The 21,821-nt window shown below is 69.7% G+C and carries 20 protein-coding genes; 12 read left to right on the top strand and 8 right to left on the bottom strand.

The features are described 5' to 3' along the window. Positions 1-187: 187 nt before the first annotated feature. Both uriH and uriT read left to right on the top strand, forming a co-directional pair. On the top strand, positions 188-1,135 hold the full coding sequence (gene uriH / locus KI385_RS38390; RefSeq protein WP_238576636.1) for a uridine-preferring nucleoside hydrolase UriH: 948 nt from the start codon (positions 188-190) through the stop codon (positions 1,133-1,135). Then, a complete protein-coding gene (uriT, locus tag KI385_RS38385; protein WP_238576635.1) occupies positions 1,132-2,574 on the top strand; it encodes a uridine transporter UriT in 1,443 nt (480 codons plus the stop codon). The genes uriH and uriT overlap by 4 nt, the downstream gene beginning before the upstream one ends. 126 nt (positions 2,575-2,700) lie before the next feature. Here uriT and KI385_RS44040 read toward each other — a convergent pair whose 3' ends face one another. Both KI385_RS44040 and KI385_RS38380 read right to left on the bottom strand, forming a co-directional pair. Beyond that, positions 2,701-2,829, bottom strand: a complete 129-nt coding sequence (locus KI385_RS44040) for an LPFR motif small protein (protein WP_281066944.1) — start codon at positions 2,827-2,829, stop codon at positions 2,701-2,703. A gap of 16 nt (positions 2,830-2,845) precedes the next feature. Continuing rightward, the gene (locus tag KI385_RS38380) at positions 2,846-3,973 is read right to left on the bottom strand and encodes a baeRF2 domain-containing protein (RefSeq protein ID WP_238576634.1); all 1,128 of its coding nucleotides are present in this window, start codon (positions 3,971-3,973) and stop codon (positions 2,846-2,848) included. Positions 3,974-4,242: 269 nt separating this feature from the next. On the opposite strand from KI385_RS38380, the gene KI385_RS38375 reads away from it, so the two are divergent. Beyond that, on the top strand, positions 4,243-4,659 hold the full coding sequence (locus KI385_RS38375; RefSeq protein ID WP_238576633.1) for a DUF2795 domain-containing protein: 417 nt from the start codon (positions 4,243-4,245) through the stop codon (positions 4,657-4,659). A gap of 121 nt (positions 4,660-4,780) precedes the next feature. After that, positions 4,781-5,248 (top strand): DUF5709 domain-containing protein, encoded by a 468-nt coding sequence (locus KI385_RS38370; RefSeq protein WP_238576632.1) that lies wholly within the window; start codon positions 4,781-4,783, stop codon positions 5,246-5,248. Positions 5,249-5,484: 236 nt separating this feature from the next. Here KI385_RS38370 and KI385_RS38365 read toward each other — a convergent pair whose 3' ends face one another. Then, the gene (locus KI385_RS38365) at positions 5,485-6,111 is read right to left on the bottom strand and encodes a DNA polymerase ligase N-terminal domain-containing protein (protein ID WP_238576631.1); all 627 of its coding nucleotides are present in this window, start codon (positions 6,109-6,111) and stop codon (positions 5,485-5,487) included. Between the two features lie 302 nt (positions 6,112-6,413). Between KI385_RS38365 and KI385_RS38360 the strand changes: the two genes are divergently transcribed. Beyond that, positions 6,414-7,361 (top strand): 4Fe-4S dicluster domain-containing protein, encoded by a 948-nt coding sequence (locus KI385_RS38360; protein WP_238576630.1) that lies wholly within the window; start codon positions 6,414-6,416, stop codon positions 7,359-7,361. A 62-nt stretch (positions 7,362-7,423) separates the two neighbouring features. After that, complete coding sequence (gene nrfD, locus KI385_RS38355; RefSeq protein ID WP_425357114.1) at positions 7,424-8,326, top strand: NrfD/PsrC family molybdoenzyme membrane anchor subunit; 903 nt, start codon at positions 7,424-7,426, stop codon at positions 8,324-8,326. A gap of 201 nt (positions 8,327-8,527) precedes the next feature. Here the strand turns inward: nrfD and KI385_RS38350 are convergent, their stop codons facing one another. Beyond that, positions 8,528-8,950 (bottom strand): Asp23/Gls24 family envelope stress response protein, encoded by a 423-nt coding sequence (locus KI385_RS38350; protein WP_238576628.1) that lies wholly within the window; start codon positions 8,948-8,950, stop codon positions 8,528-8,530. Between the two features lie 475 nt (positions 8,951-9,425). Between KI385_RS38350 and putP the strand changes: the two genes are divergently transcribed. Continuing rightward, positions 9,426-10,928 carry a sodium/proline symporter PutP gene (putP, locus tag KI385_RS38345; RefSeq protein WP_238576627.1) on the top strand — a complete coding sequence of 501 codons (1,503 nt, stop codon included), beginning with the start codon at positions 9,426-9,428 and terminating at the stop codon, positions 10,926-10,928. 259 nt (positions 10,929-11,187) lie between these two features. On the opposite strand, the gene KI385_RS38340 is transcribed toward putP, so the two are convergent. Further along, a complete protein-coding gene (locus tag KI385_RS38340; RefSeq protein ID WP_238576626.1) occupies positions 11,188-12,774 on the bottom strand; it encodes a long-chain-fatty-acid--CoA ligase in 1,587 nt (528 codons plus the stop codon). A gap of 233 nt (positions 12,775-13,007) precedes the next feature. Between KI385_RS38340 and hemA the strand changes: the two genes are divergently transcribed. Both hemA and KI385_RS38330 read left to right on the top strand, forming a co-directional pair. Then, positions 13,008-14,297 carry a 5-aminolevulinate synthase gene (gene hemA / locus KI385_RS38335; RefSeq protein WP_238576625.1) on the top strand — a complete coding sequence of 430 codons (1,290 nt, stop codon included), beginning with the start codon at positions 13,008-13,010 and terminating at the stop codon, positions 14,295-14,297. Between the two features lie 245 nt (positions 14,298-14,542). Continuing rightward, entirely contained in the window at positions 14,543-15,193 is a 651-nt protein-coding gene (locus tag KI385_RS38330; protein ID WP_238576624.1) for a TetR/AcrR family transcriptional regulator, read from the top strand. On the opposite strand, the gene KI385_RS38325 is transcribed toward KI385_RS38330, so the two are convergent. Then, on the bottom strand, positions 15,184-16,668 hold the full coding sequence (locus KI385_RS38325; RefSeq protein ID WP_238576623.1) for an LVIVD repeat-containing protein: 1,485 nt from the start codon (positions 16,666-16,668) through the stop codon (positions 15,184-15,186). The genes KI385_RS38330 and KI385_RS38325 overlap by 10 nt on opposite strands. A 149-nt stretch (positions 16,669-16,817) precedes the next feature. On the opposite strand from KI385_RS38325, the gene KI385_RS38320 reads away from it, so the two are divergent. Beyond that, the gene (locus tag KI385_RS38320; protein ID WP_238576622.1) at positions 16,818-17,519 is read left to right on the top strand and encodes a DUF305 domain-containing protein; all 702 of its coding nucleotides are present in this window, start codon (positions 16,818-16,820) and stop codon (positions 17,517-17,519) included. 10 nt (positions 17,520-17,529) lie between these two features. On the opposite strand, the gene KI385_RS44735 is transcribed toward KI385_RS38320, so the two are convergent. Beyond that, positions 17,530-18,534: a DUF6214 family protein gene (locus KI385_RS44735; protein WP_281066943.1), complete on the bottom strand. Its 1,005-nt coding sequence runs from the start codon at positions 18,532-18,534 to the stop codon at positions 17,530-17,532. Positions 18,535-18,670: 136 nt separating this feature from the next. Here KI385_RS44735 and KI385_RS38310 point away from each other — a divergent pair, with 136 nt between their 5' ends. Then, positions 18,671-20,035: an FAD-dependent oxidoreductase gene (locus tag KI385_RS38310; protein WP_238576621.1), complete on the top strand. Its 1,365-nt coding sequence runs from the start codon at positions 18,671-18,673 to the stop codon at positions 20,033-20,035. Positions 20,036-20,131: 96 nt separating this feature from the next. Here the strand turns inward: KI385_RS38310 and KI385_RS38305 are convergent, their stop codons facing one another. Next, entirely contained in the window at positions 20,132-20,503 is a 372-nt protein-coding gene (locus KI385_RS38305) for an ArsR/SmtB family transcription factor (RefSeq protein ID WP_238576620.1), read from the bottom strand. A gap of 163 nt (positions 20,504-20,666) precedes the next feature. Here KI385_RS38305 and KI385_RS38300 point away from each other — a divergent pair, with 163 nt between their 5' ends. Beyond that, entirely contained in the window at positions 20,667-21,770 is a 1,104-nt protein-coding gene (locus tag KI385_RS38300; RefSeq protein WP_238576619.1) for an NADH:flavin oxidoreductase/NADH oxidase, read from the top strand. Positions 21,771-21,821: the final 51 nt, after the last annotated feature.

Below are 21,821 nucleotides of genomic sequence, written 5' to 3'. Positions count from 1 at the left end.
CCGGCAGGTCCATGGGTCAAGTTTCCGGAGAACGTTTTCCCATGCTGCTCGCTCGCCGCTGACTCCCCGCCCGGGCTCGCCATGGGTGACCGCCGGGCGCGGCTGTGCGCCGGAGCCCATATCGGCCCGCACACACCACCACGTTCATCACCGCTTCACCGAGCAGCAGAGCGAAGGGGCTCTTCCGTTGGCCAGAAAGATCATCCTCGACTGCGACCCGGGGCACGACGATGCGATCGCCATGCTCCTGGCGCACGGCAATCCCGACGTCGAGCTGGTCGCCGTCACGACCGTGGTCGGGAACCAGACGCTGGAGAAGGTGACCCGTAACGCCCTGTCCGTGGCGCGCATCGCCGGGATCACCGGCGTGCCCTTCGCCGCCGGCTGCCCGCGTCCGCTGGTGCGGGCTATCGAGACGGCACCGGACATCCACGGCGAGACCGGGCTGGACGGCCCCGACCTGCCCGAGCCGACCATCGAGCTGGACCGCCGGCACGCCGTCGACCTGATCATCGACACGGTCATGTCGCACGAGCCCGGCGAGATCACCATCGTCCCCACGGCCGGGCTGACCAACATCGCGCTGGCCGCGCGCAAGGAGCCGCGCATCGTCGAGCGGGTGCGCGAGGTCGTCCTGATGGGCGGCGGCTACCACGAGGGCAACTGGAGCGCGGTCGCCGAGTTCAACATCATCATCGACCCCGAGGCCGCGCACATCGTCTTCAACGAGAAGTGGCCGGTCACCATGGTCGGCCTGGACCTCACGCACCAGGCGCTCGCGACGCCCGCGGTCGAGGAGAAGATCGCCGCGGTCGGCACCAAGCCCGCGACGTTCGTCCTGGAGCTGCTGGACTTCTTCCGCGAGGCCTACCGCGAGAACCAGGGCTTCGAGCACCCGCCGGTGCACGACCCGTGCGCGGTCGCCTATGTGATCGACCCGGACGTGATGACCGTTCGCAAGGCCCCCGTGGACATCGAGCTGCGCGGCGCGCTGACGCTCGGGATGACCGTGACGGACTTCCGTGCGCCCGCTCCGGCCGACTGCACCACCCAGGTCGCGGTCACCCTCGACCACGAGCGGTTCTGGAACCTCGTCGTGGACGCGCTCGAGCGGATCGGCGACATCACGGCATGAACATCTCCACCACACAGCGCCCCGTCGAGGTGACGGACGGCGGCGGGTCCGGCGTCCGGATAGGCGTGCTGGTCGCCGCGCTGCTCGCGGCGTGCTTCGCCTTCCAGCTCAACGCCAGCATGCTCAGCCCCGCGCTGAAGAACATCGAGGACACCCTCGGCGCCAGCTCCGCCGAGATAGGCCTGACCCAGACCGCGTTCTTCACCTCGGCGGCCCTGTTCTCGCTCTTCCTCCCGCGGCTGGGCGATGTCATCGGCCGCCGCCGGGTGCTGGCCGGCATGCTCGGCCTGATGGTCGTCGGATGTGTGATCGCCGCGCTGGCGACCAGCGTGCCGATGCTGTTCGCCGGCCGGATCATCCAGGGTGTGTGCGGTCCGGTCGTCCCGCTGTGCCTGATCATGCTGCGGGTGGAGGTGCAGGAACCGAAGCGGTACGGCACCCTGCTCGGCGTGATCACCGCCGTCAACGGCGGTATCGCCGGTGTCGACTCCCTCGCGGGCGGCTACCTTGCCGACAACCACGGCTTCGGATCGGTCTTCTGGGCGATGGCGGTCGTCGCGGCCCTGGCCACCGTCCTGGTCGCCACCCTGACCCCCGAGTCCAAGGCGGCCGCGGCGAGCCGTATGGACTGGCCAGGTGTCGCCCTGCTCGTCGTCTCGGTCGGCTCGCTGCTCACCGCGCTCAACGAGGCGGGCAAGCTCGCCGCCGCCGACCGGCCGCTGATCGCCGTCCTCGTGGTGCTGGCCGCGGCCGCCTTCGCACTCTTCTGGCGCACCGAGAACCGCAGCGCGCACCCGCTGGTCGCGACGCGGCACCTCAAGCAGCGCGCGACCTGGGCCACCCTGCTGACCACCGTGCTCACCATGACCGGTGTGTTCGCCGTCATGAACGGGCTGATCCCGGCCTTCGCCCAGGACGCCCAGGCCGGTCTCGGCATGAGCGCCGAGCAGTCCGCGTGGTGGACGCTGTCCCCGTACGCGCTCGCCGGACTCGCGATGGGTCCGCTGGCCGGCCGTCTCGCCGCCACCTTCGGGTACGGGCGCATCCTGCGGTTCGGTCTGGTCGGCTCGGTGGCGACGGTCGCCCTGATGCTGTTCACGATGGGCAGCCACTCGCACGTTCTGCTGCTGGTGACCTCCATCCTGGTGGGCATCGCCTACGCGGGTGTGGCGAACATCGTCCTCAACGGGCTCGGCATCGTCCTCTCCCCCGGCGACAACCCGGGCTTCCTGCCGGGCCTGAACGCGGGCGCGTTCAATCTCGGTGCGGGCCTGAGCTTCGCGCTGCTCTACGCGGTCAAGACCGCCGCCTCGCCGGCCGACCCGGCGTCTGCCGGTGGCTACACCGCCGGCATGATCGCGGGCGTGGTCATCCTCGCCGCGGCCATCGCGACGTCCTTCCTGATCCCGAAGCCGGTGGCGGCCGAAGCACAGAGCTGAGGCACCCGCCGCGCGCAACAGGGGCCGCCCGCCAACCGGATCCGCCGGTCGGCGGGCGGCCCCGTGCAGCGTTCATGCTCGGTGGTGCGCCTGCTCGGTGCTGCTTCTGCTCAGTGGTGCGCCTGCTCAGTGGTGCCCGCGTGCCGTGTCCGAGCCCCCGCCGAAGAGCCGGGCCGCGGCCCGGAACGGCAGGGTGACGACGGTGGCGAGGGCACCACCGATCGCCCGGAGCACATCGTCTGCGATCGCCTTCAACCTGACTGAACCCCCGTCAGCTTTCGTCCGTCCAGCGCAGAATGGCGCCCAGCCCGCCGGCCGGCGCCCGGTCGGGGTCGCGGACGACCACGATGTCGGCGCCGCTCGCGGCCGCCGCCCGCACCAGGGCGTCATCCGCGCGCGCCGTGGCCGGATGCGTCTCGCCCAGGGACGTCAACTCCGTGCCGCGCACGGCCAGTTGGTCGACGCCGGAGCCCACCCAGATGTGCCGTGCGATGTCCGCGCCGTGCGGGCTGACCAGCAGGGTGTCGATCCGGTGTTCGCGCGCCGCCTCGACCAGGGCGGGTATGCCGGCCGCGGCGTGCGGGGTGCTCGTGCCGCCGGGCTCGGCACCGGTACGGAAGCGGTCCGCCACCTCCGCGATGTGGTCGCGCTCCTGGACGGCCCTGACCTGGGCGATGTCCCGCTCCACCAGGTCGGTCTCGGCGCTGGGCGCGCGCCCGCCGTGCTCGCTCTCGTAGGTGAGGGCGCGCAGCGGTTCGGGCAGCTTGTCGTGCACCGTCCGGCGTTCGCGCGCCTCACCGATCAGCACGATGGCCTCGGCGCCGCAGCTCTCGAACGCCTCGCGTACCGCGTCGGCGAGCTCCCCGGCGTTGCGTTCCCAGGTGTTCTCCGCCTTGGCCTGGAAGTGCCGTTCGGACGCCTCCGCCGAGGCGCTGCGACGGATGGGCCGGTCGCCGCCGGCCTGGCCGGCGTCCTCGGTGCCCGTTTCACCGCGTACGGCGAAGTCCGCTCCGTTCCGGTCCAGACGGACCACGAGGCAGACCGGGTCGTCGCCGACCGCAGCCAGCAAGGGGGTGACCCGGGGCACCGGTTCCCAGGCCGCGAAGGGAGTCGCCGGAGGCCCGGGCAGCGGCGTATCGAGCACGATCACGCCGTCGGCGGCGAACAGCACGCGCCCGGTGTGCACCCCCGGCTCGCCCCCGCGTCGTGTGACCAGGGCTTCGTGCACGGCGCCGCAGGTGGCCTCGTCGGCGCCGAGGGCGAAGAGCTGCGCACAGGTGGCGCTCGCCGTCAACTCTTGTTGTTTTTCGGCGTCCTCGGTGTCGTACGAGATATCGGCATAGACGGTTGCCCATGGTCCCGGCCGTTCGATGACCGGTTGAAGGAGCGAGAGTCGCATGGCGCTGCCTCCTTGGATTCCTGAGATTCCTCGGATTCTTCCGGTATGCGGTTGGCTGTCGTCGGGAAGCGGTTGGCTGTCATACGAATTCCCGTTCCGTAAAGGCGTATGCATGGTGGGCATATGCATCTGCGGTTACGTTCCGTGCCCATCCGCACAATTTCTGTGTGCAGGGTTGAAACAGCGCCGCCGGGTTGTTAGGGCGGAGGGACCAGGGAAACTGGGAGAAACGCGTCGGGCCTGTCCGACACGTAGAGCCGGAGGCAGCCATGGTCATGGAACACGGAACGGACAAGACCGGCCCCGCCCGGGACGACGTGATGAAGCGGCAACTGCGGGGGCAATTGACGGCGGAGCGCTCCCTGCGGACGGACGAGCAGCGCGAACTCCAGCCGGCCGGGGAGGACCAGCCGGTGGCCGCGTGGTCGCCCGAGAGTGACTTCCGGGGCGGTACACCCAGCGGTATGACCGAGCAGGATGTCGGGTTGCGCTCCGAACTAGCCCAGCATCTCGGCCGGAGCCTGTACCCGGCCGACAAGAACACGATCATCGAGACACTGCGCCGCAACAACGCGCCGGACCGGCTGGTCACCATGGCCGAGCGGCTGCCCGCGCACGAGCGCTTCGGCAATGTCCAGAGCATCGCCGAGGCCGTCGGAATCCACACGGAACACCGCCGCGCCTGAGGTCAGGGCCGCTTCGCGCGTGCTGGCGCTGCCGCGCGGCACCAGGAGGCGGACAATTGGTCCTAGAGGCACCTGCCGCACTCGGCGGTGGGGCGAGCGGATGGGAAGAGGGAGGGCGGTCATGTCCGACGACGTAATGGGCGACGAGGTCTATCAGCCGCCCAAAACCGACCCCCAGGACAACCCCAACGATCTCGACATGGAGGACGCCCTGGACGAGCCGGGCCTCGACGAGACGCTGGACACGGGTTACTCGCCCCCCGAGCGGCCGTTCGTGGTGAATCACGACGGGGTCACCGCGCGGGAGCTGCACGACCGCGAGACGCTCGACCACCGGCTGGCGATCGAGGTGCCGGAGGTCTGCCCGCCCGACGGTGACGACATCGGCGATCTCCCGGGCGGGGTGGGTGAACCGGTCGACATCGAGTGCGGCGACGAGCGCGCCGGCCGGCTGGTGGGCTCCGACGAGGGCTTCTGGCGCGGCGGCAGCAACGATGTCTCCGCCCGGGACGTCGGAATCGACGGTGGGGCCGCTTCGGCGGAGGAAGCGGCGGTGCATATCGCCCGGGACGAGGACCTCCCCGGGTAGTTCAGAAGACCTCGGTGTGCAGAAACCTCGGTGTTCAGAAGACGCCCGCGTCGCTCGCATGCGCAACATGGGTCTGCATATGGATACGGGGTTGCATATGAATACGGGGTTGCATATTGCGCTCCATCATCGCCCACCCACCCGCACCCCATCGAGCTTGCGTTCGAATATTCAGCCGTCGCCGCATTCCCGCCGGCCGCTGAGCACGGCGAGCATCGGGCGCACGGCCCCGCTCATCAGCCGTCTCCCCGCTCCGCGGCCTCCTCGGCGGCCACCCGCTTCAGGGTCCGCCCGCTGCGTACGGAGCGGGCCCGCCGGGCGTCGGGGGTACCGCGCCGCTCGGCCCGGTCGTCGTTCTCCTTCACCAGCAGCCAGAACTCCCGTTTCCCGGGGCCCTCGCCGGTACGGAACCGGGTGAGCGCATAGCCGCCGTGGAGCTTGCTGCCGTCTAGCCAGAAGGAGGCATGGCCGTCCGCCAAGGACTCGCTGAACGAGCGGGTGCGGCCCTTCTTCTTCCGGGTCAGGGGGTGATAGCTGCCCTGGTCCCAGACGATCACGGTGCCCGCGCCGTACTCCCCCGCCGGGATGACGCCCTCGAATTCCCGGTACTCCAGCGGATGGTCCTCGGTGGGCATCGCCAGCCGCTTGTCGTGCGGGTCGGCGGACGGGCCCCTGGGCACGGACCAGGACTTCAGTACGCCGTCGACCTCCAGCCGGAAGTCGAAGTGCAGGGTGCTCGCGTCATGGATCTGCACCACGAAGCAGGGCGTTTCGCCGGCGGGCGGCCGCTCGCCCGGCGGTTCGGCGGTCCGGTCGAAGTGCCGTTTGCCGCGGTAGGCCGTCAGTGCGTTCCTGCCGCTCACCTCACCCGCCTGCCCTTCGTGCCGACGGCCGCATCTCTCACTGTGGCGCGCGGCGGCCGGTGCCGCATGTGCGCATGTGCCACCGGGGCCCGCGGCCCTTCACGTGCCCGGTTGGGTGAGTGACACGCCCACCAAGGGGCACGCGAGGCCCGCGGGAGCGAGCTTGGAGGGGTACCGCAGAGTCGACACGCTGGAGGAACCATGGGCGTACGCAGGCTGCTACGCGACTGGCCCGCGTACCGGCAGCTCACCGGCGGGGACCCCCTGGGGCGCGGACGTGCCGCGATGTCCCGGAGCCCGGTATGGCCGGCGACGCCGGCCATACCGATGCCCCGCCACGGGTGGGGTTCTTCACCGACACCTCCGTGTGTATCGGCTGCAAGGCGTGCGAGGTGGCGTGCAAGGAGTGGAACGCCCTCCCGGAGGACGGGCTGTCGCTCACCGGCATGTCGTACGACAACACCGGGGGCCTCGGCGCGTCCTCATGGCGGCATGTGGCCTTCATCGAGCAGTCGGCCCCACAGCCCACGGACCGGGTGCCCGCAGCCCTCGTGCCCGCGCCCGAGGGCCGTACGGAACTCCCCCTCGCCGACGCGGCCCCGAACGGGGGCGCCGCACACCCACCGGCACCGGGCGGCGACCTGCGCTGGCTGATGTCGTCGGACGTCTGCAAGCACTGCACCCATGCGGCCTGCCTCGACGTCTGCCCGACCGGCTCGCTCTTCCGTACCGAGTTCGGGACCGTCGTGGTCCAGGAGGACATCTGCAACGGCTGCGGCTACTGCGTTCCCGCCTGCCCCTACGGCGTCATCGAGCAACGCCCGTCCGACGGCCGCGCCTTCAAGTGCACGCTGTGCTACGACCGGCTCGGCGCCGGACAGGAGCCGGCCTGCGCCAAGGCGTCCCCGACCGAGTCGATCCGGTTCGGCCCGCTGGACGAGCTGCGCGAGCGCGCGGCACTACGGGTGGATCAGCTGCACGCGGCGGGAGTGCACGACGCCCGGCTGTACGGACACGATCCCGAGGACGGGGTCGGCGGCGACGGGGCGTTCTTCCTGCTGCTCGACGAGCCCGAGGTGTACGGGCTGCCGCCCGACCCGGTGGTCACCACCCGGGACCTGCCCGCCATGTGGAAGCACGCGGGGGCGGCGGCGCTGTCGTTGGCGGGCAGCGTCGCGCTGTCGTTCGCGCTGCCGTTCGCGCTGCCGTTCGCGCTGCCCGCGATCCTGCGAAGGAAGGTACGACGATGACACACCGCACGCCCCCGAACGGGGGCCGGCGCTCGCGACGCGCCCGCAAAGGCGAGGAACTCATGGTCCCGGGGGCGGAGTTCCGCTCCTACTACGGCAAGCCGATCATCAAGGCCCCCTCCTGGGCGGCCCGGGACATCGCCGGATGCTTCTTTCTCGGCGGCCTGGCGGGCGCGGGTTCGGTGCTCGCCGCGGGCGCCCGGCTGACCGGCCGCGCCTCCCTGGCGACGACGATGAAGGTCTCCTCGCTCGCGGCGGTGTCGCTGTCCGCCGCCGCGCTCATCAAGGACCTCGGGCGCCCCGGCCGGTTCGCCCACATGCTGCGGGTGCTGAAGCCGACCTCACCGATGAGCGTCGGCTCATGGCTGCTGGGCGGATACGGGTTGGCGGCCGGCGCAGCGGCCGTATGCGCGGTCACCGGCCGGCTGCCGCGGGCCGGTGCCGCCGCCACCGCGGCCGCCGCGGTGCTGGGACCGGCCGTGGCCACGTACACCGCGGTCCTCGCGGCGGACACCGCCGTACCGGCCTGGCACGGCGCGCACCGCGAGCTGCCGTACCTCTTCGCCGCCTCCGCGACCGCCGCTGCCGCGGGCATGGCGCTCCTTCTCGCGCCGGCCCGCGAGAACGCCCCCGCCCGCTGTGCCGCCGTGCTGGCCGCCGCGACCGACGCGGTGGCGACCCGGGCGGCCGAGCGGCGCCTGGGGATGGTGGCGGAGACCTACCGGAAGGGGCGGGCGGGCCGGCTGCTGCGCTGCGCGGAGGTCCTCATCGGCGGCGCCGCGGCGACCGTGGCGATCGGCGGAGGCCGGTACCGCGCGGCGGCTGTGGCCGGCGGTCTGGCGCTGCTCGCGGGCTCGGCGTGCACCCGTTTCGGCATCTTCGCGGCCGGAATCGCCTCCGCCCAGGACCCCGCCTACACGGTCGTCCCGCAACGAGCCGCCAGGGAGCTTTCGCCGCCGGACTGAAGAACGATGAGCCATAACGACCAGGCGCAACGAGGCACCACAGGGAGCAACCGGCAACAACCGCAGGCCCCGCGTTTGAGCACCACCCTCGACCGCAGGAGTCCACCCACTCCCACGACTGCTTTCTGTAGGTACCGCTGCTGCCGGAAGTAGCGGCCGGAATTCTGGAACCACGCGGCTCTCATCCGGCTGTCCCTGTCGCTAGATGACCCGTTCCTGGGTCCCCTCGCCTTCCTCCTCCTCGGGAAGCTTCACATCACTCACCGCGATATTGACTTCCACGACCTCGAGGCCGGTCATCCGCTCCACCGAGGAAATCACGTTCTCGCGCACGGCTCTCCCGACCTCGGGGATGACTTCGCCGTACTCGACGACGATGTCCAGATCAACCGCCGTCTGCTTCTCGCCGACCTCGACCTTGACGCCGTGCGTGGTGGTCGTACCGCCACCGGGTACGCGCTTGCGCAGCGCTCCCACCGATCGCGAGAGTCCGCTGCCCAGGGCATGAACCCCCTCCACCTCCCCGGCCGCCAGGTAGGCGATCTTCGCGACCACCCCGTCGGCAATGGTCGTCCGCCCGAGGTCCCCGGCGTTCCGCGGCCCGTGCTCTGCGAACTCGGTCATCGCGCATCACCCCTTTACTCCGCTGAGGCTTGCTCCCGTACGGGACATCTTTGGCCCATCTCTTCACGCTATGGCGCGATGGATGAAGCTGCCTCTCTTCGTTTGCCGACACGGCAAGGGCCTTTGCGGCTGCGCGATCCGGGATTCTCGCGGACGGCGCCGTCCGCTGCTGCGCTTCCTGGCCCGCTTCCGGCCGTAATCGCCAAGTACTCGACGGATAAGGGGTGTTGCGTGCTGTGTGGAAGGGTGGCGCGGTATGTCCCCACGCCCGGCGCCGCCTTGGGTCCGCAGGGGTTACGGATGCCAGGGACATCTTTCCAAAAGGGTGCCACCGGCAGTGACGGATCCGTATCGTCGGCTCGCGCCGGGGCCTTCTTGTCCCGGGATGTTCTCGTGGGATTTCCCCCAGGGGCCCGCACTACTTGGCAGCGCCTGCACCGAGGGAGCAGTGGTGACACTCCTGATCGTACCGGTCATGATCACATTTGGGATATTTCTGCTCACCATGGTGGCGGTGGGCATCTGGACGTATCAGGACACCGTGACGTTCTCCGATTTCGCTCTGGGCGGGCGCCGGCTGAGTGCACCGCTGGCGGCCCTGTCCGCCGGCGCCAGTGATATGTCCGGTTGGCTGTTCCTGGGGCTGCCCGGAGCTGTTTACGCGGCGGGGATCGGCGCCACGTGGATTGCCGTCGGGCTGGCCATCGGCACCTATCTCAACTGGCTTCTGGTCGCGCCGCGTCTGCGTACGTACACCGAGCTGGCCGGCGACGCCAAGACGCTGTCGGCATATCTGGAGGAGCGGTTCGAGGACGGCAGCAGGATGCTGCGTCTGGTCTCTGCGACCGTCACCGTCGTGTTCTTCACCGTCTACGTCGCCAGCGGCCTCCTGGCCGGGGGCGTGCTGTTCGAGGGGATCTTCGGAGGCGGCTTCGAGTTCGCGCTCACCGTCTTCGCCGTGGTGATCGTCGTCTACACCGTCCTGGGCGGTTTCCGTGCCGTGAGTGTGACGCACTCGGTGCAGGCCACGCTGATGTTCTGCGCGGCCGTGGCACTCCCGGCGATCGGTATCGGGCTGCTGGGGGGATTCCATGCGATGCACTCTGTGCTCACCCACAAGAGCCCGTCGCTGCTGGACATGGGGGCCAAGGCCGGCTTCGACGGCAGCCGGTGGACGTCCGGTGGGCCGCTCAGCGCGGTGGCGGTGATTTCCCTGCTCGCCTGGGGGCTGGGCTACTTCGGCCAGCCTCACATCCTGGTCCGTTTCATGAGTATCCGCAGCACACGCGAGATCCCCTTGGCCCGGCGTATCGGTGTGGGCTGGGTGGTCGTCTGCCTGGCGGGTGCTTCGCTCGTGGGGCTGGTGGGGATCGCCGCGCTGGACCATCCGCTGGACAATCCGGAGACCGTCTTCATCGCGCTCTGCGCCCAGTTGGTCAATCCCTGGATCGCCGGCATCCTGCTGGTCGCCGTACTGGCCGCGATCAAGTCCACCGCGGACAGCCAGCTGTTGGTCTCGGCGATGGCCCTCACCGAGGACTTCTACCGGGCGTTCGTCAAGCGGCGGGCCTCGGATGCGTCGATGGTGCTGGCGGCGCGCGCGACGGTGGTGGTCGTCGCGCTGGTGGCCTACGTCATCGCCCTCAGCGGCGGCGCCGTACTGGACATCGTCGCGTACGCCTGGGCGGGCTTCGGCGCCGCCTTCGGCCCGGTGATCCTGCTGTCGCTGTACTGGCCGCGGATGACGCGGGCCGGGGCGATGGCCGGCATCGTGACGGGCGCGGTCACCGTCGTCGCGTGGAAGCACATCGACCCGCTCCTCGGGCCGCTCCAGTCGGGCATCTACGAGATGGTGCCCGGCGTGCTCGCGGCCACAGCGGCGGCGCTGCTCTTCGGAAAGTTCGTCGGCCGCCCTCCGCGACGCACCTGGTCGGGCCCCATGGCAAAGAAGGAGACCGCCACCGTGCCGGTCGGCTGAGCCCGCGGGGCATGGGGGCACCGCCGAAGAGCGGTACGGGAAGCGGATCCGCCAGGGCGCGACGATGTGCCGCATCAGGTCGAACCGGCCGACCCCGACCCCGGCCCCTCGACGACTTCCGCCACCATGCGGCTGAGCGCCTCGTCCGAGGCGTAACGTGTGACGCCCTTGACCGGGCGCGCGTGCCGGAGCGGGCCGCGCGCCGGTTCTCCTCGGACGCCGTTCGCCTCGCCGTCCGAAGCCCCCGAGTCCGGGTAGCTCAGTGGCCCGTGGCGGATCCGGTACGGGGTCCGGTCGACGGCGTCGGCCGTCCGGAGGCGTACATGGCAGTGAGTTCGCGCTTGAGTATCTTTCCGCTGGGGCCGAGCGGGAAAGCGTCGACGAACTCCACCGACCGTGGGCATTTGAAGGCGGCAAGGCGCTCCATGCTCCAGGTGATGATCTCCCGGGCGAGCGCGGGCCCCGGTGTGGTGCCCGACTTTGGCACCACGACGGCGCACACCACCTCGCCGTAGACCTCGTGCGGGAGACCGATGACCGCGACCTGGGCAATGGCCGGATGCCCCGTCAGTACCTCCTCCACCTCCCGCGGGTACACATTGAACCCGCCGTGCAGCACCAGGTCCTTCTTCCGGTCGAGGATGGTCAGATAGCCGTCGGCGTCCTTGACCCCGAGGTCGCCCGAGCGGAACCAGCCGTCCACCACGACCTCGGCCGTCGCCTCGGGCCGGTTGAGATATCCGGCCATCACATTGTGGCCCCGTACGACGACTTCGCCCAGCTCGCCGGTGGGCAGCAATGCGATACCGCCCTCCACATCGGCCCGGGCGATCTCCACCTCCACTCCCCAGATCGGCCGCCCCACGGTGCCCGGCCGGCAGGGCCATGCCTTCTGGTTGTACGTCACCACGGGAGAGGTTTCCGTGAGCCCGTACCCTTCGTAGATCTGGCAGCCGAAGGTCGCCTGGAATTCCTGAAGTGTCTTTACGGGCAGCGCCGACCCACCGGAGAACGCCCGGTCCAGTTGCGGGCGGCGGCCGTCCAGTTCGGCCGCGTCAAGAAGTGCCGAGTACATGGTCGGGACGCCCATGAACACCGTGCATCGATGCTTTTCCATGACTTCCAGAGTTTCTTCGGCATCGAATCTCTCCATCAGCACCAAGGACGCTCCGGCTCGGAAGCAGGCGTTCATCGCGCACATCTGGCCAAAGGAATGGTGCAGCGGCAGACAGCCGAGCAGGAGGTCGTCCGGCTGGAAATCGAAGGGGGAGAGCATCGTCGTGTCGACGTTCATCACGACGTTGAGCTGGGTGAGCATGGCGCCCTTGGCCTGACCGGTGGTGCCGGAGGTGTAGAGGATCAGCGCGATGTCGGCGGGTTCGCACGGTACGTAGTGGTCGATCGGCCGGGCACGTGCGGCGAGTTCGTCGAGGCGCGGGATGTCCGCATCGCCCCCCGGCAGCACCGCGAGGACAGGCACCGCGGCCGCCCCGGCGCTCTTGGCCCCTTCCCCGAGCAACGGTCCGGCGCACACCAGCACCTTCGCGCCGGAATCTCTCAGCACATGCTCGATCTCGCCGGATTTCAGCAGGGTGTTCACCGGAACCACGACCGCACCGAGCGCCAGCACGCCGAAATACGCCGCCGGAAATTCCGGAATGTTGGGCAGAAGCAGCGCGACTTTGTCCCCCGGGCCGATTCCACGGTCACGCAGCACCGCCGCGTACTTGCGGGCGCTGTACCAGAGCTCGCGGTACGAAACACTTTCCGTGCCGTATAAGACCGCCGGATGTTCGGGCCGACGCGCCGCGGACTCCGCGAGTATGGCCGCTGCCGAAAGAGACATGGCGTCTCCGTCCTTGTTGTGTTTTTGACAGGAGTTCACGCTGTTCTTGCTGGTGGGACCGCTGAGGGAGCACGGCACAACCATGACCTCCACAGGCGCGGCAAAGCCGCCAATCTTGTTACCCCAGGGGGAAGTTGACTGTCCACCAACTGTCCTCGTGCGTTAACTGCCTCGATACCACGAGGGTCCTGAGCCCACCATGGTCACCACCATCACCGGAGCGAGGCGACCTCATGTCACAGCACGTGGACTTCTTTTCGCGGGAACTGGCGGAACTGGGGAACGGGAGGCGGGACTTCATGGAAGTGGGGCGACACGCAGGACGATTCCCCAAGGCCCTCGCCCGCGGAATCCGACCAGGAAGTACGGTTTCCGAGATCAGCGTCTGGTGCAGCAACGATTATCTCGGCATGGGCGAGCATCCGGTTGTCCTGGAGGCGATGAAGCGCGCCATCGACGAATACGGGGCCGGTTCAGGGGGATCGCGGAACATCAGCGGGACCAATCACTGTCACGTCCTGCTCGAAAAGGAACTGGCCACTCTCCACGGCAAGGATTCCGCGCTGCTGTTCAGCTCCGGATATGCCGCGAACGACGGAGCGCTGACGGTTCTCGCCGGACGCATGGACGACTGCATCGTCTTCTCCGACGAGCTCAACCATGCCTCCATCATCGACGGACTCCGGCACAGCGGCGCCGAAAAGCGCATCTTCCGCCACAACGACACCGCGCACCTGGAAGAACTGATCGCGGCCTCCGACCCGGACCGTCCCAAGCTGATCGTTCTGGAGTCCGTCTACTCGATGTCCGGCGATATCGCTCCCCTCGCCGAGATCGCGGAGATCGCCCGCCGTCATCAGGCCACCACGTTCCTCGACGAAGTCCACGCCGTCGGTCTGTACGGTCCCCAAGGGGCCGGTATCGCCGCCCGCGAGGGGCTCCGTGACGACTTCACCGTCATCATGGGGACTCTCGGCAAGGGATTCGGCACCGCCGGCGGTTACCTCGCGGGCCCGGCTCCGCTCATCGACGCCGTCAGGAACTTTTCGCGTCCCTTCATCTTCACGACGTCACTGCCTCCGGCCGTCGCCGCCGGCGCACTCGCCGCCGTCCGGTACCTGCGCGGCTCCGACCGCGAACGCGAACGGCTCCACGAGAATGCCCGCCATCTGCAGCGCCTCCTCGGAAAACACGGCATCCCCCATGTCTCCGACGACTCCCATATCGTGTCCGTCCTCATCGGCGACGACACCACCTGCAAAGAAGCCGCCGCCCGGCTCCTCCATCAGCACGGTATCTACGCCCAGGCGATCAATGCGCCGAGCGTCCGCACCGGCGAGGAGATCCTGCGCATCGCACCGTCCGCCGTCCACACCCATGACGATGTCGAAGAATTCGCCGCGGCGCTGAACGAGGTCTGGAGTGAAATCGGCACCACCGCTCCTTCGCCGCCGCGGACCGCGGCTGCCCCTTCGAACACCGGGGCACCGCGCTACGGCGCGAAGCAGGCAGACGGCGCCTGAGGAGGCCCGCCGGCCGGCCATGAGTGGTCCCGCAGCGCGTCTTCTGCCCGGCCGGGCCGACTGACCTGCAAAAACGCAGGTCAGCGAGTCCAGCCGGGCAGCTCCTGCGCCCGATTCGGGCGATCCCCCGCGTCGCCCGAATCAGGCAGCTTGACCGGATTCCGGCCCTCCCCGGGCAAGGGGACGGACATCCGGAGTCGGGCTGAGTATATTGGCTCTCAGCCAGTCAACGCAGGAGTTACAGGATGTCCCCCCGCAGCGCATCGGTCAATGAAGAATTGCGGCGGCGCTCCCGCGAGCGGCTGCTGCAGGCGACGGTCGACCTGGTGGGAGAGCGCGGCTTCGAAGCGACGACCCTCGGGGACATCGCCGAGCGGGCGGGGGCGGCGCGCGGGCTGATCTCGTACTACTTCCCCGGCAAGCGTCAGCTGCTGCAGTCCGCCGTGCACCGGCTGATGCATCGCACCCTGCAGGCGGCGCTGGAACGCGAGCCGCGGCCGACCGGGCCGGACGCCGGGCGGGAGCTGCTGGCCCGCGCCATCGACGCCATTCTGGGCCTTGCGCATGATCATCCATTGCTGATGCGTACGCATATGGCGGGAATTCTGACGGCCGAGGGATTTATTCAATGCCCCGAGCAGCAACGGCTGGCCCAATTGCTGCGCGAGACGGTCGTGGCGTACGGATCACCGGATCCCGATGCCGACTATCCGCTGCTGCGGGCGCTGCTGATGGGTTCGGTGGTGCCGATGCTGCTGCCGGGGGCACCGATGCCGCGGGCCCGGCTGCGCGCCGAATTGTTCCAACGGTACGGGCTGGACTGGGAGTTGGGGGTCCCGCCGGACGAGGAACCGCCCGACGGGACGCGGACACAGGGCCCGGAACGTCAGCGGTAGTCGGGCTGGGTCTGCACGTTGAGCTCCCTCATCCGAACCGACTCGGCGCTGTCGGTGCGGCGGTCGTCGATCGCGAGGACGTCGAAGCCCTTGGCGATGTCGTTGGAGTAGATGTGGCCGTTGTAGTAGTACGCGGACCACGCGCCGCCGGTGACAAGTGAGTCCGTGGAGATCGGGCCGCGTTCGAAGTAGCCGATCTCCTTGGGGTGCGCGGAGTCGGTGAAGTCCCAGATGGAGACGCCGCCTTGGTACCACGCCTGGACCATGATGTCGCGGTTCTTGGCCGGGATCAGCGAGCCGTTGTGGGCGACGCAATTCTCGGTGTCGGCCTGGTGGCGCGGGATCTTGTAGTAGCTCTTGAAGACGAGCTTGCGGTGGGTGCCCTTGCCGACGATGTCGTAGATCCCGTCGGCGCCGCGGTTCGGCCCGGTCTTCTCGTTGCAGGTGGCCGCTCCGCCGCCGCCCAGCTCGTCGGTGAACACCACCTTGTTTCCCCGCTCGTTGAAGGTCGCGGAGTGCCAGAAGGCGAAGTTGACGTTGTCCTGGACCCGGTCGATGACCTTGGGCGCGGCCGGGTTCGCGATGTCCAGGAGGATGCCGTCGCCCATGCAGGCGCCCGCGGCCAGCTTCAGCTTCGGGAAGGTGGTGATGTCGTGGCAGCCGGTGGTCTGTGAAACGCCCGGGTTGGTGGTGCCGCCGGGGTTGCCGCCGTCCGGGAAGAGAACGGGAAAGTCGATGACGGCGGCCTTTTCCGGCGCGGAGCGCGGCACCTTGATGACGGAGATGCCGTCGTGCGGCGGCCGGCAGTCGGGGAAGCTCTCGCTGGGCGAGTACGACGAGACATAGATGTAGACGTCGCGGCGCTCGGGGACCAGCGTGTGGGTGTGCGAACCACAGGCGGTTTCGACGGCGGCGACGTACTTGGGGTGCGCCTTGTCGCTGATGTCGAAGACCTTCATGCCCTCCCAGGAGGACTTCTCGGTCGCGGGCTGTGTAGCGCTGTTACAGGAGTTGTCGGTGCGCGAGGAGTCCGTGGACAGGAACAGCAGATTCCCGGAGACCGAGACATCGTTCTGCGAGCCGGGGCAGAGCACCTGGCTCACGGTCCGGGGCGCTTCGGGCCGGGAGATGTCGTAGATCACAAAGCCGTCGTAGTTGCCGGCGAACGCGTACTTCCCCTGGAAGGCGAGGTCGGAGTTGGTGCCCAGGAGCGCCTGCTTGGGGATGTTGGTCAGATGGCGGACGTTGTCGCTGTGCACGACCTCGTCCACGCCGGGTATCTCGCCGTTCTTGATCGCGGCCCTGGTGTCCGCCTCCTGGCCGCGGCTCACCTCCTTGGCCGTGGAGGGATGGTCGCCCGGGTCGGGGGTCGCGGCCGCGGGTCCGGCCACGAGGAGGGCGGCCGCGAGCCCGAAGGCCGCGGTCACCGCTCCGAGGGATCTGCGCCGCACGCGAGGTCTGTGCAACGACGTCACAAGGTCCTCCCTGAGGTCCGTTCCGATGTGAACGGTTCTTGGCCCCGGTAGTATCGCGCTCTTCATGTACATATCAATAGAAGGCAATGAAGATGTAACGCCCGTACGGGGTAGGTAATGCCCCGGCAAGGGCGCCCCAGGCCCGATGGATGGTCCGACGGACAGGAGTGTGTGCGTTGACGCGTCCCAGAAGAGCGATCGCCCTCGCCACGGCCGGCTTCTCGCTGGCCATCTCCCTTGCGCTGAGCGGCTGTTCGTCCGATGACGACACCAAGAAGGCGAGCGAGGCGGGCGGCCCGAAGGTGGTGGCACCGGGAAAGCCGGGCGAACCGGCGAAGACCCTCACCGCCGATGAGGCCAGGAAGGCACGCAGCGCCGACTCCCCCAACTCCGCCGACTTCAGCTACATCCGGATGATGATTCCGCACCATCAGCAGGCGCTGGTGATGACGGAGCTGGCCGCGCGGCATGCGGACGGCGAGCAGGTCGGGCGGCTGGCGGAGCGGATCGCCGCGGCCCAGGGACCCGAAATCGACGCGATGAAGGGCTGGTTGAGCGGTCACGGCGGACCGCACACGGAGGGCGGCCACCACCATCACGGGGCGATGCCCGGGATGGCCACCGCCGCGCAGCTCGATCAGTTGCGGGCGGCGCGCGGCGAGAGGTTCGACGCGCTGTTCCTGAAGTTGATGATCGCGCACCACCAGGGCGCGATCTCCATGGCCACCGAGGTGCTCTCCGAGGGCAACAACGCGCTCGTGGAGGACATGGCGAACGACGTCATCGCGCAGCAGAGCGCCGAGATCGGACGGATGACACGGATCCGGGCGAAGCTGCGGCAGGCGTCGTAACGCCGCCCCGTCACCGTTTGTTGTGGCGTGGCGTCAGCAGACCTTCGTCGCGGGCGCCGGCGATCAGTCGCAGCGATCGTCGGCGATTGCGGCCGGTGGCGAGCATGACGGCCAGCACCGGATCGCGCCCTTCCCGCTGGGCCTGGCGGTACGCGTCCGCGGCGATCTTGCGACGCTCACCGGCCCGCGACCGGGCGAGGACGGTGGAGCGGGCGCGCTCGGCCGGGGCGGAGGGCGAGGTGGGCGTGGGCGGCGCGGACGGATCGGACGGGTCGGCCGGAGCGGATGGATCGGACGGCTCGGACGGAGTGACCGCTCCCGAGGCCGCCTCGGCGGGCGACCCGGACGACGGTTCCGCGGACGGATCAGCCGACGGATGAGCAGACGGTTCCGCTGACGGCTCGGCGGACGTCACGGCAAGGTGGCCGATCCCGGCGCCCGTTGTCGTGGCGTGGGGCGCACCCTCGCCAGGAACGGCACCCACCGCCCCCGTTGCCGCCTCCTCCACCCCGGCGTCCGCCGCAGCCGGCGCGGCCGTCGGCCCGGGCTGCCGCTCCGGCCCGGCCGTCGCCCCACCGCCCCGTTGTGGTGACATGCCCGCCGGGCCGAGCTGCCGGGGCGCGGGCCGAGTCTTCCGCGGCCTCCCGGTGGCCGCCCGGAAGGCGTCGTCCAGCGGCCCCTCGATCCAGCGGGCCAGGTCGGCGAGGCTGTCCAGGGCCAGCGGCGGGTCGGCACGTACGTCCTCGACGGTGATGTGGTCGTCGGAGACCGTCACAAGGACATCGATCCGGGCGCCGTCGGCGAAGGTCAGCCGGGCGCTGCACCAGGGGCCCAGCGGGTCGAGCCGGGGCAGCGGGCAGCCAGGACCGTCGGATCCGGCAGGATCCTCCGGGGCGGCCGGCTCCGGGGCGGGCGCGGCCGAGCCATGTGCCTGCAGCTCCCACGTGGGCCACTTCCGTGGCGCGCCCTGGGCCTCATATCGGTGATTAACGGTATAAAAGTCACTTTCCGACACATTGAAAACCTAGCCTCCAGCTCACCCGGCCCAGTAGCGCGGCACGCTCATCCCACCGGGAGCAACCCCGATAGCGCATCTCCCGTCGCGCGCCTGCCGGTGCGATCCTGGGGGTATCCCGCGAAAGGGGCCACTCGTGCTTCGTGTCGCAGTGATCGGTTCCGGGCCCAGCGGTGTCTACACCGCCCAGTCCCTGATCGAGCAGCAGGCCGTACCGGACATCGAGGTGTACGTCCTGGATCGGCTGCCCTGCCCGTACGGTCTGGTGCGCTACGGCGTCGCGCCGGACCACGAGAAGATCAAATCGCTGCAGAACAATCTGCGTACGGTGCTGGAGCACCCCAGGGCGCACTTCCTGGGCAATGTGGAGGTCGGGGCACCGGGGCTGGGCGTGGCGGAGCTGCGGGAGATCTTCCATGCGGTGGTGTTCTGCGTGGGCGCCGCCACTGACCGGCATCTGGGCATCCCCGGCGAGGAGCTGCCCGGCAGCCATCCGGCCACCGAGTTCGTCGCCTGGTACAGCGCGCATCCGGATGCGGCCGCGGTCCGTTTCACCCTCGCGGCGCGGTCCGCGATCGTGATCGGCGTGGGGAATGTCGCGGTGGATGTGGCGCGGATGCTGTCCCGTGGTGCCGCCGAGCTCGCCACCACCGATATGCCGCAGGGACCGCTCGGCGCGCTCGCGGACAGCCGCGTCGAGGATGTCTGGATGGTCGGCCGACGCGGGCCCTCGCAGGCCAAGTTCACCACCAAGGAGCTACGGGAGCTGGGATCCCTTCCGGGTACGGAGGTGCGCGTACAGCCCGAGGAGCTGGCGCTGGATCCGGCGTACCTGGATCCGGGCGAGCTGCCGGCGGTGGGGCGGCGGAACGTCGAGGTGCTGCGCGGCTGGGCGGAGCGGCCGACGGCCGCCACCAGTCCGGTGGGGCGGCGGATCCATCTGCGGTTCTTCCTGCGTCCGGTCGAGGTGCTCGGGGACGCCACGGGGGTGCGCGCGGTCCGCTTCGAGCGGACGGCGCCCGATGGGCAGGGCGGAGTCCGGGGCACGGGCGAATTCGAGGACATCGAGGGGCAGTTGGTGCTGCGTTCGGTCGGCTATCGGGGCACGCCGCAGCCGGGGCTGCCGTTCGACGAGGCGACCGGCACGGTGCCGCATCTGGCGGGCCGGGTGCTGCGGGACGGTGCGCCGCTTCCCGGTGTGTACGTGGCGGGCTGGATCAAGCGGGGCCCCACGGGGGTGATCGGAACCAACCGGCCGTGCGCGAAGGAGACCGCACACTCGCTGCTGGCGGACGCCGGCACGCTGGCGGATCGCGACACCGCCGAGGACCCGGTGGCCGCGCTGACCCGGGCCGGGCAGCGGCCGGTCCTGTGGCCGGGCTGGCTGGCCATCGAAGCCGCCGAGGCGGAGTGGGGCCACGGATTGGGGCGCGGCACCGTCAAGCTGGCCGACTGGGAGGGACTGTTGGACGCGGCCCGCTCGGCGGGGGTGAACGGCTGATCCCCCGGGCTGTCCGCCGGCGGGCAGCCCTTGGCCCTCCCTGCGGCGGCCTGCCGTGCCATGGAGCCTGTCCGACCCTGACCCATCGGACAGGCCCTAATCCTCCCCGAGGCGGCGGGCCTGCAGGTCCGCCGCCCGCAGGACGCCGTCGATCAGGCCGGGGAAGAGCTCGTCCAGATCGGCCCGGCGCAGCCGGTTCATCTTCGCCGTGCCCCGGTAGAGCTGCTGGATGACACCGTGCTCGCGCAGCACCCGGAAGTGGTGGGTACACGTCGACTTGCTGACCGGGAGGGGGATGTCCGCGCAGTTCAACTCGTCCTCGGCGGCGGCCAGTGTGCGCACGATCCGCAGTCGCATCGGGTCGGCGAGGGCATGCAGGACGTCGGTCAGCAGGATGTCCGCACGGGCCGGGTGTTCCAGCGCCCGGGAGCCCGACGAGGCGCCCGTTGATGTCGTATCGGTCGGCATGACGGCTCCTGACTGAATCTGCGGGCCCGGTATGGCCTGGCGCGCCGCCCGCAGGCTCATTGTACGAGAAGCATCGTAGTTTGACATCCACCGTAGTACGACGCTTATCGTATGAGTGCGGGGCCAACCGGAACCCGTTCCTCTCCAGGTACAGGAGCCTGCCGTGAGCGCACTGTTCGAGCCGATCACCCTTCGCTCGCTGACCGTCCCGAACCGCCTCTGGATGGCGCCCATGTGCCAGTACTCCGCGGCGCCCGAGGGGCCGGCAGAGGGCGCGCCCGGCGACTGGCACTTCCAGCACCTGGCCGCGCGGGCGGTGGGCGGGACCGGCCTCATCCTCACGGAGGCGACCGCGGTGAGCCCCGAGGGGCGCATCAGCCCCTACGACCTCGGGCTGTGGAACGACACCCAGACCGAGGCGTTCCGCCGCATCACCGCATTCCTCAAGGCCCAGGGGACCGTGCCGGGAATCCAGATCGCTCATGCCGGCCGCAAGGCGTCCACCGAGCGTGCATGGGTCAACCGCGGTGGGCCGATCCTCCCCGGTCAGCGGTACGGATGGGAGCCGGTGGGCCCGAGCCCGGTGCCGTTCGGCGAAGGGTTCGCCACCCCCGCGGAGCTGTCCGTGGCGCAGATTGGTGAGATCGTCGCGCAGTTCGCGGCGACGGCTCGCCGGGCGCTGGCGGCCGGCTTCGAGGTGGCCGAGATCCACGGTGCACACGGCTACCTGATCAACGAGTTCCTCTCCCCGTTCACCAACCGGCGCACCGACGAGTACGGCGGCTCGTACGAGAACCGGACGCGGTTCGCGCTGCAGATCGTGGACGCCGTACGGGAGGTCTGGCCCGAGGAACTGCCGGTCTTCTTCCGGATCTCGGCGACCGACTGGCTGACCGAGGACGAGAGCGACGAGCGCGAGGGCTGGACGGCCGACGACACGGTGCGCTTCGCCCGCGATCTCAAGGAGCACGGCATCGACCTGCTGGACACCTCCACGGGCGGCAATGCGCCGGACGCCAAGATCGCTACGGGGCCCGGCTACCAGGTGCCGTTCGCCGAGCGGGTCAAGAAGGAAGCGGGCCTCGCGGTGGGCGCCGTCGGTCTGATCACCGAGGCGCGACAGGCCGAGAAGATCATCACGGACGGTCAGGCCGACGCCGTACTGCTCGGCCGTGAACTCCTGCGCTCCCCCAGCTTCGCGCAGCACGCGGCGCGGGAACTGGGTGCCGAGACCGCCCTGCCGTCGCAGTACCACCGGGCCGTCTGAGGCCGCACGCGAGGTGCGGCAGACCGCGTCAGCAGCCGCACCGCACCGTCC

The sequence above is a fragment of the Streptomyces inhibens genome (genome assembly GCF_022221585.1).
Taxonomy (GTDB): Bacteria; Actinomycetota; Actinomycetes; order Streptomycetales; family Streptomycetaceae; genus Streptomyces; species Streptomyces inhibens.
Note: the sequence above shows the minus strand (reverse complement) of the source record. Positions and strands in the feature narration are given on the sequence as shown.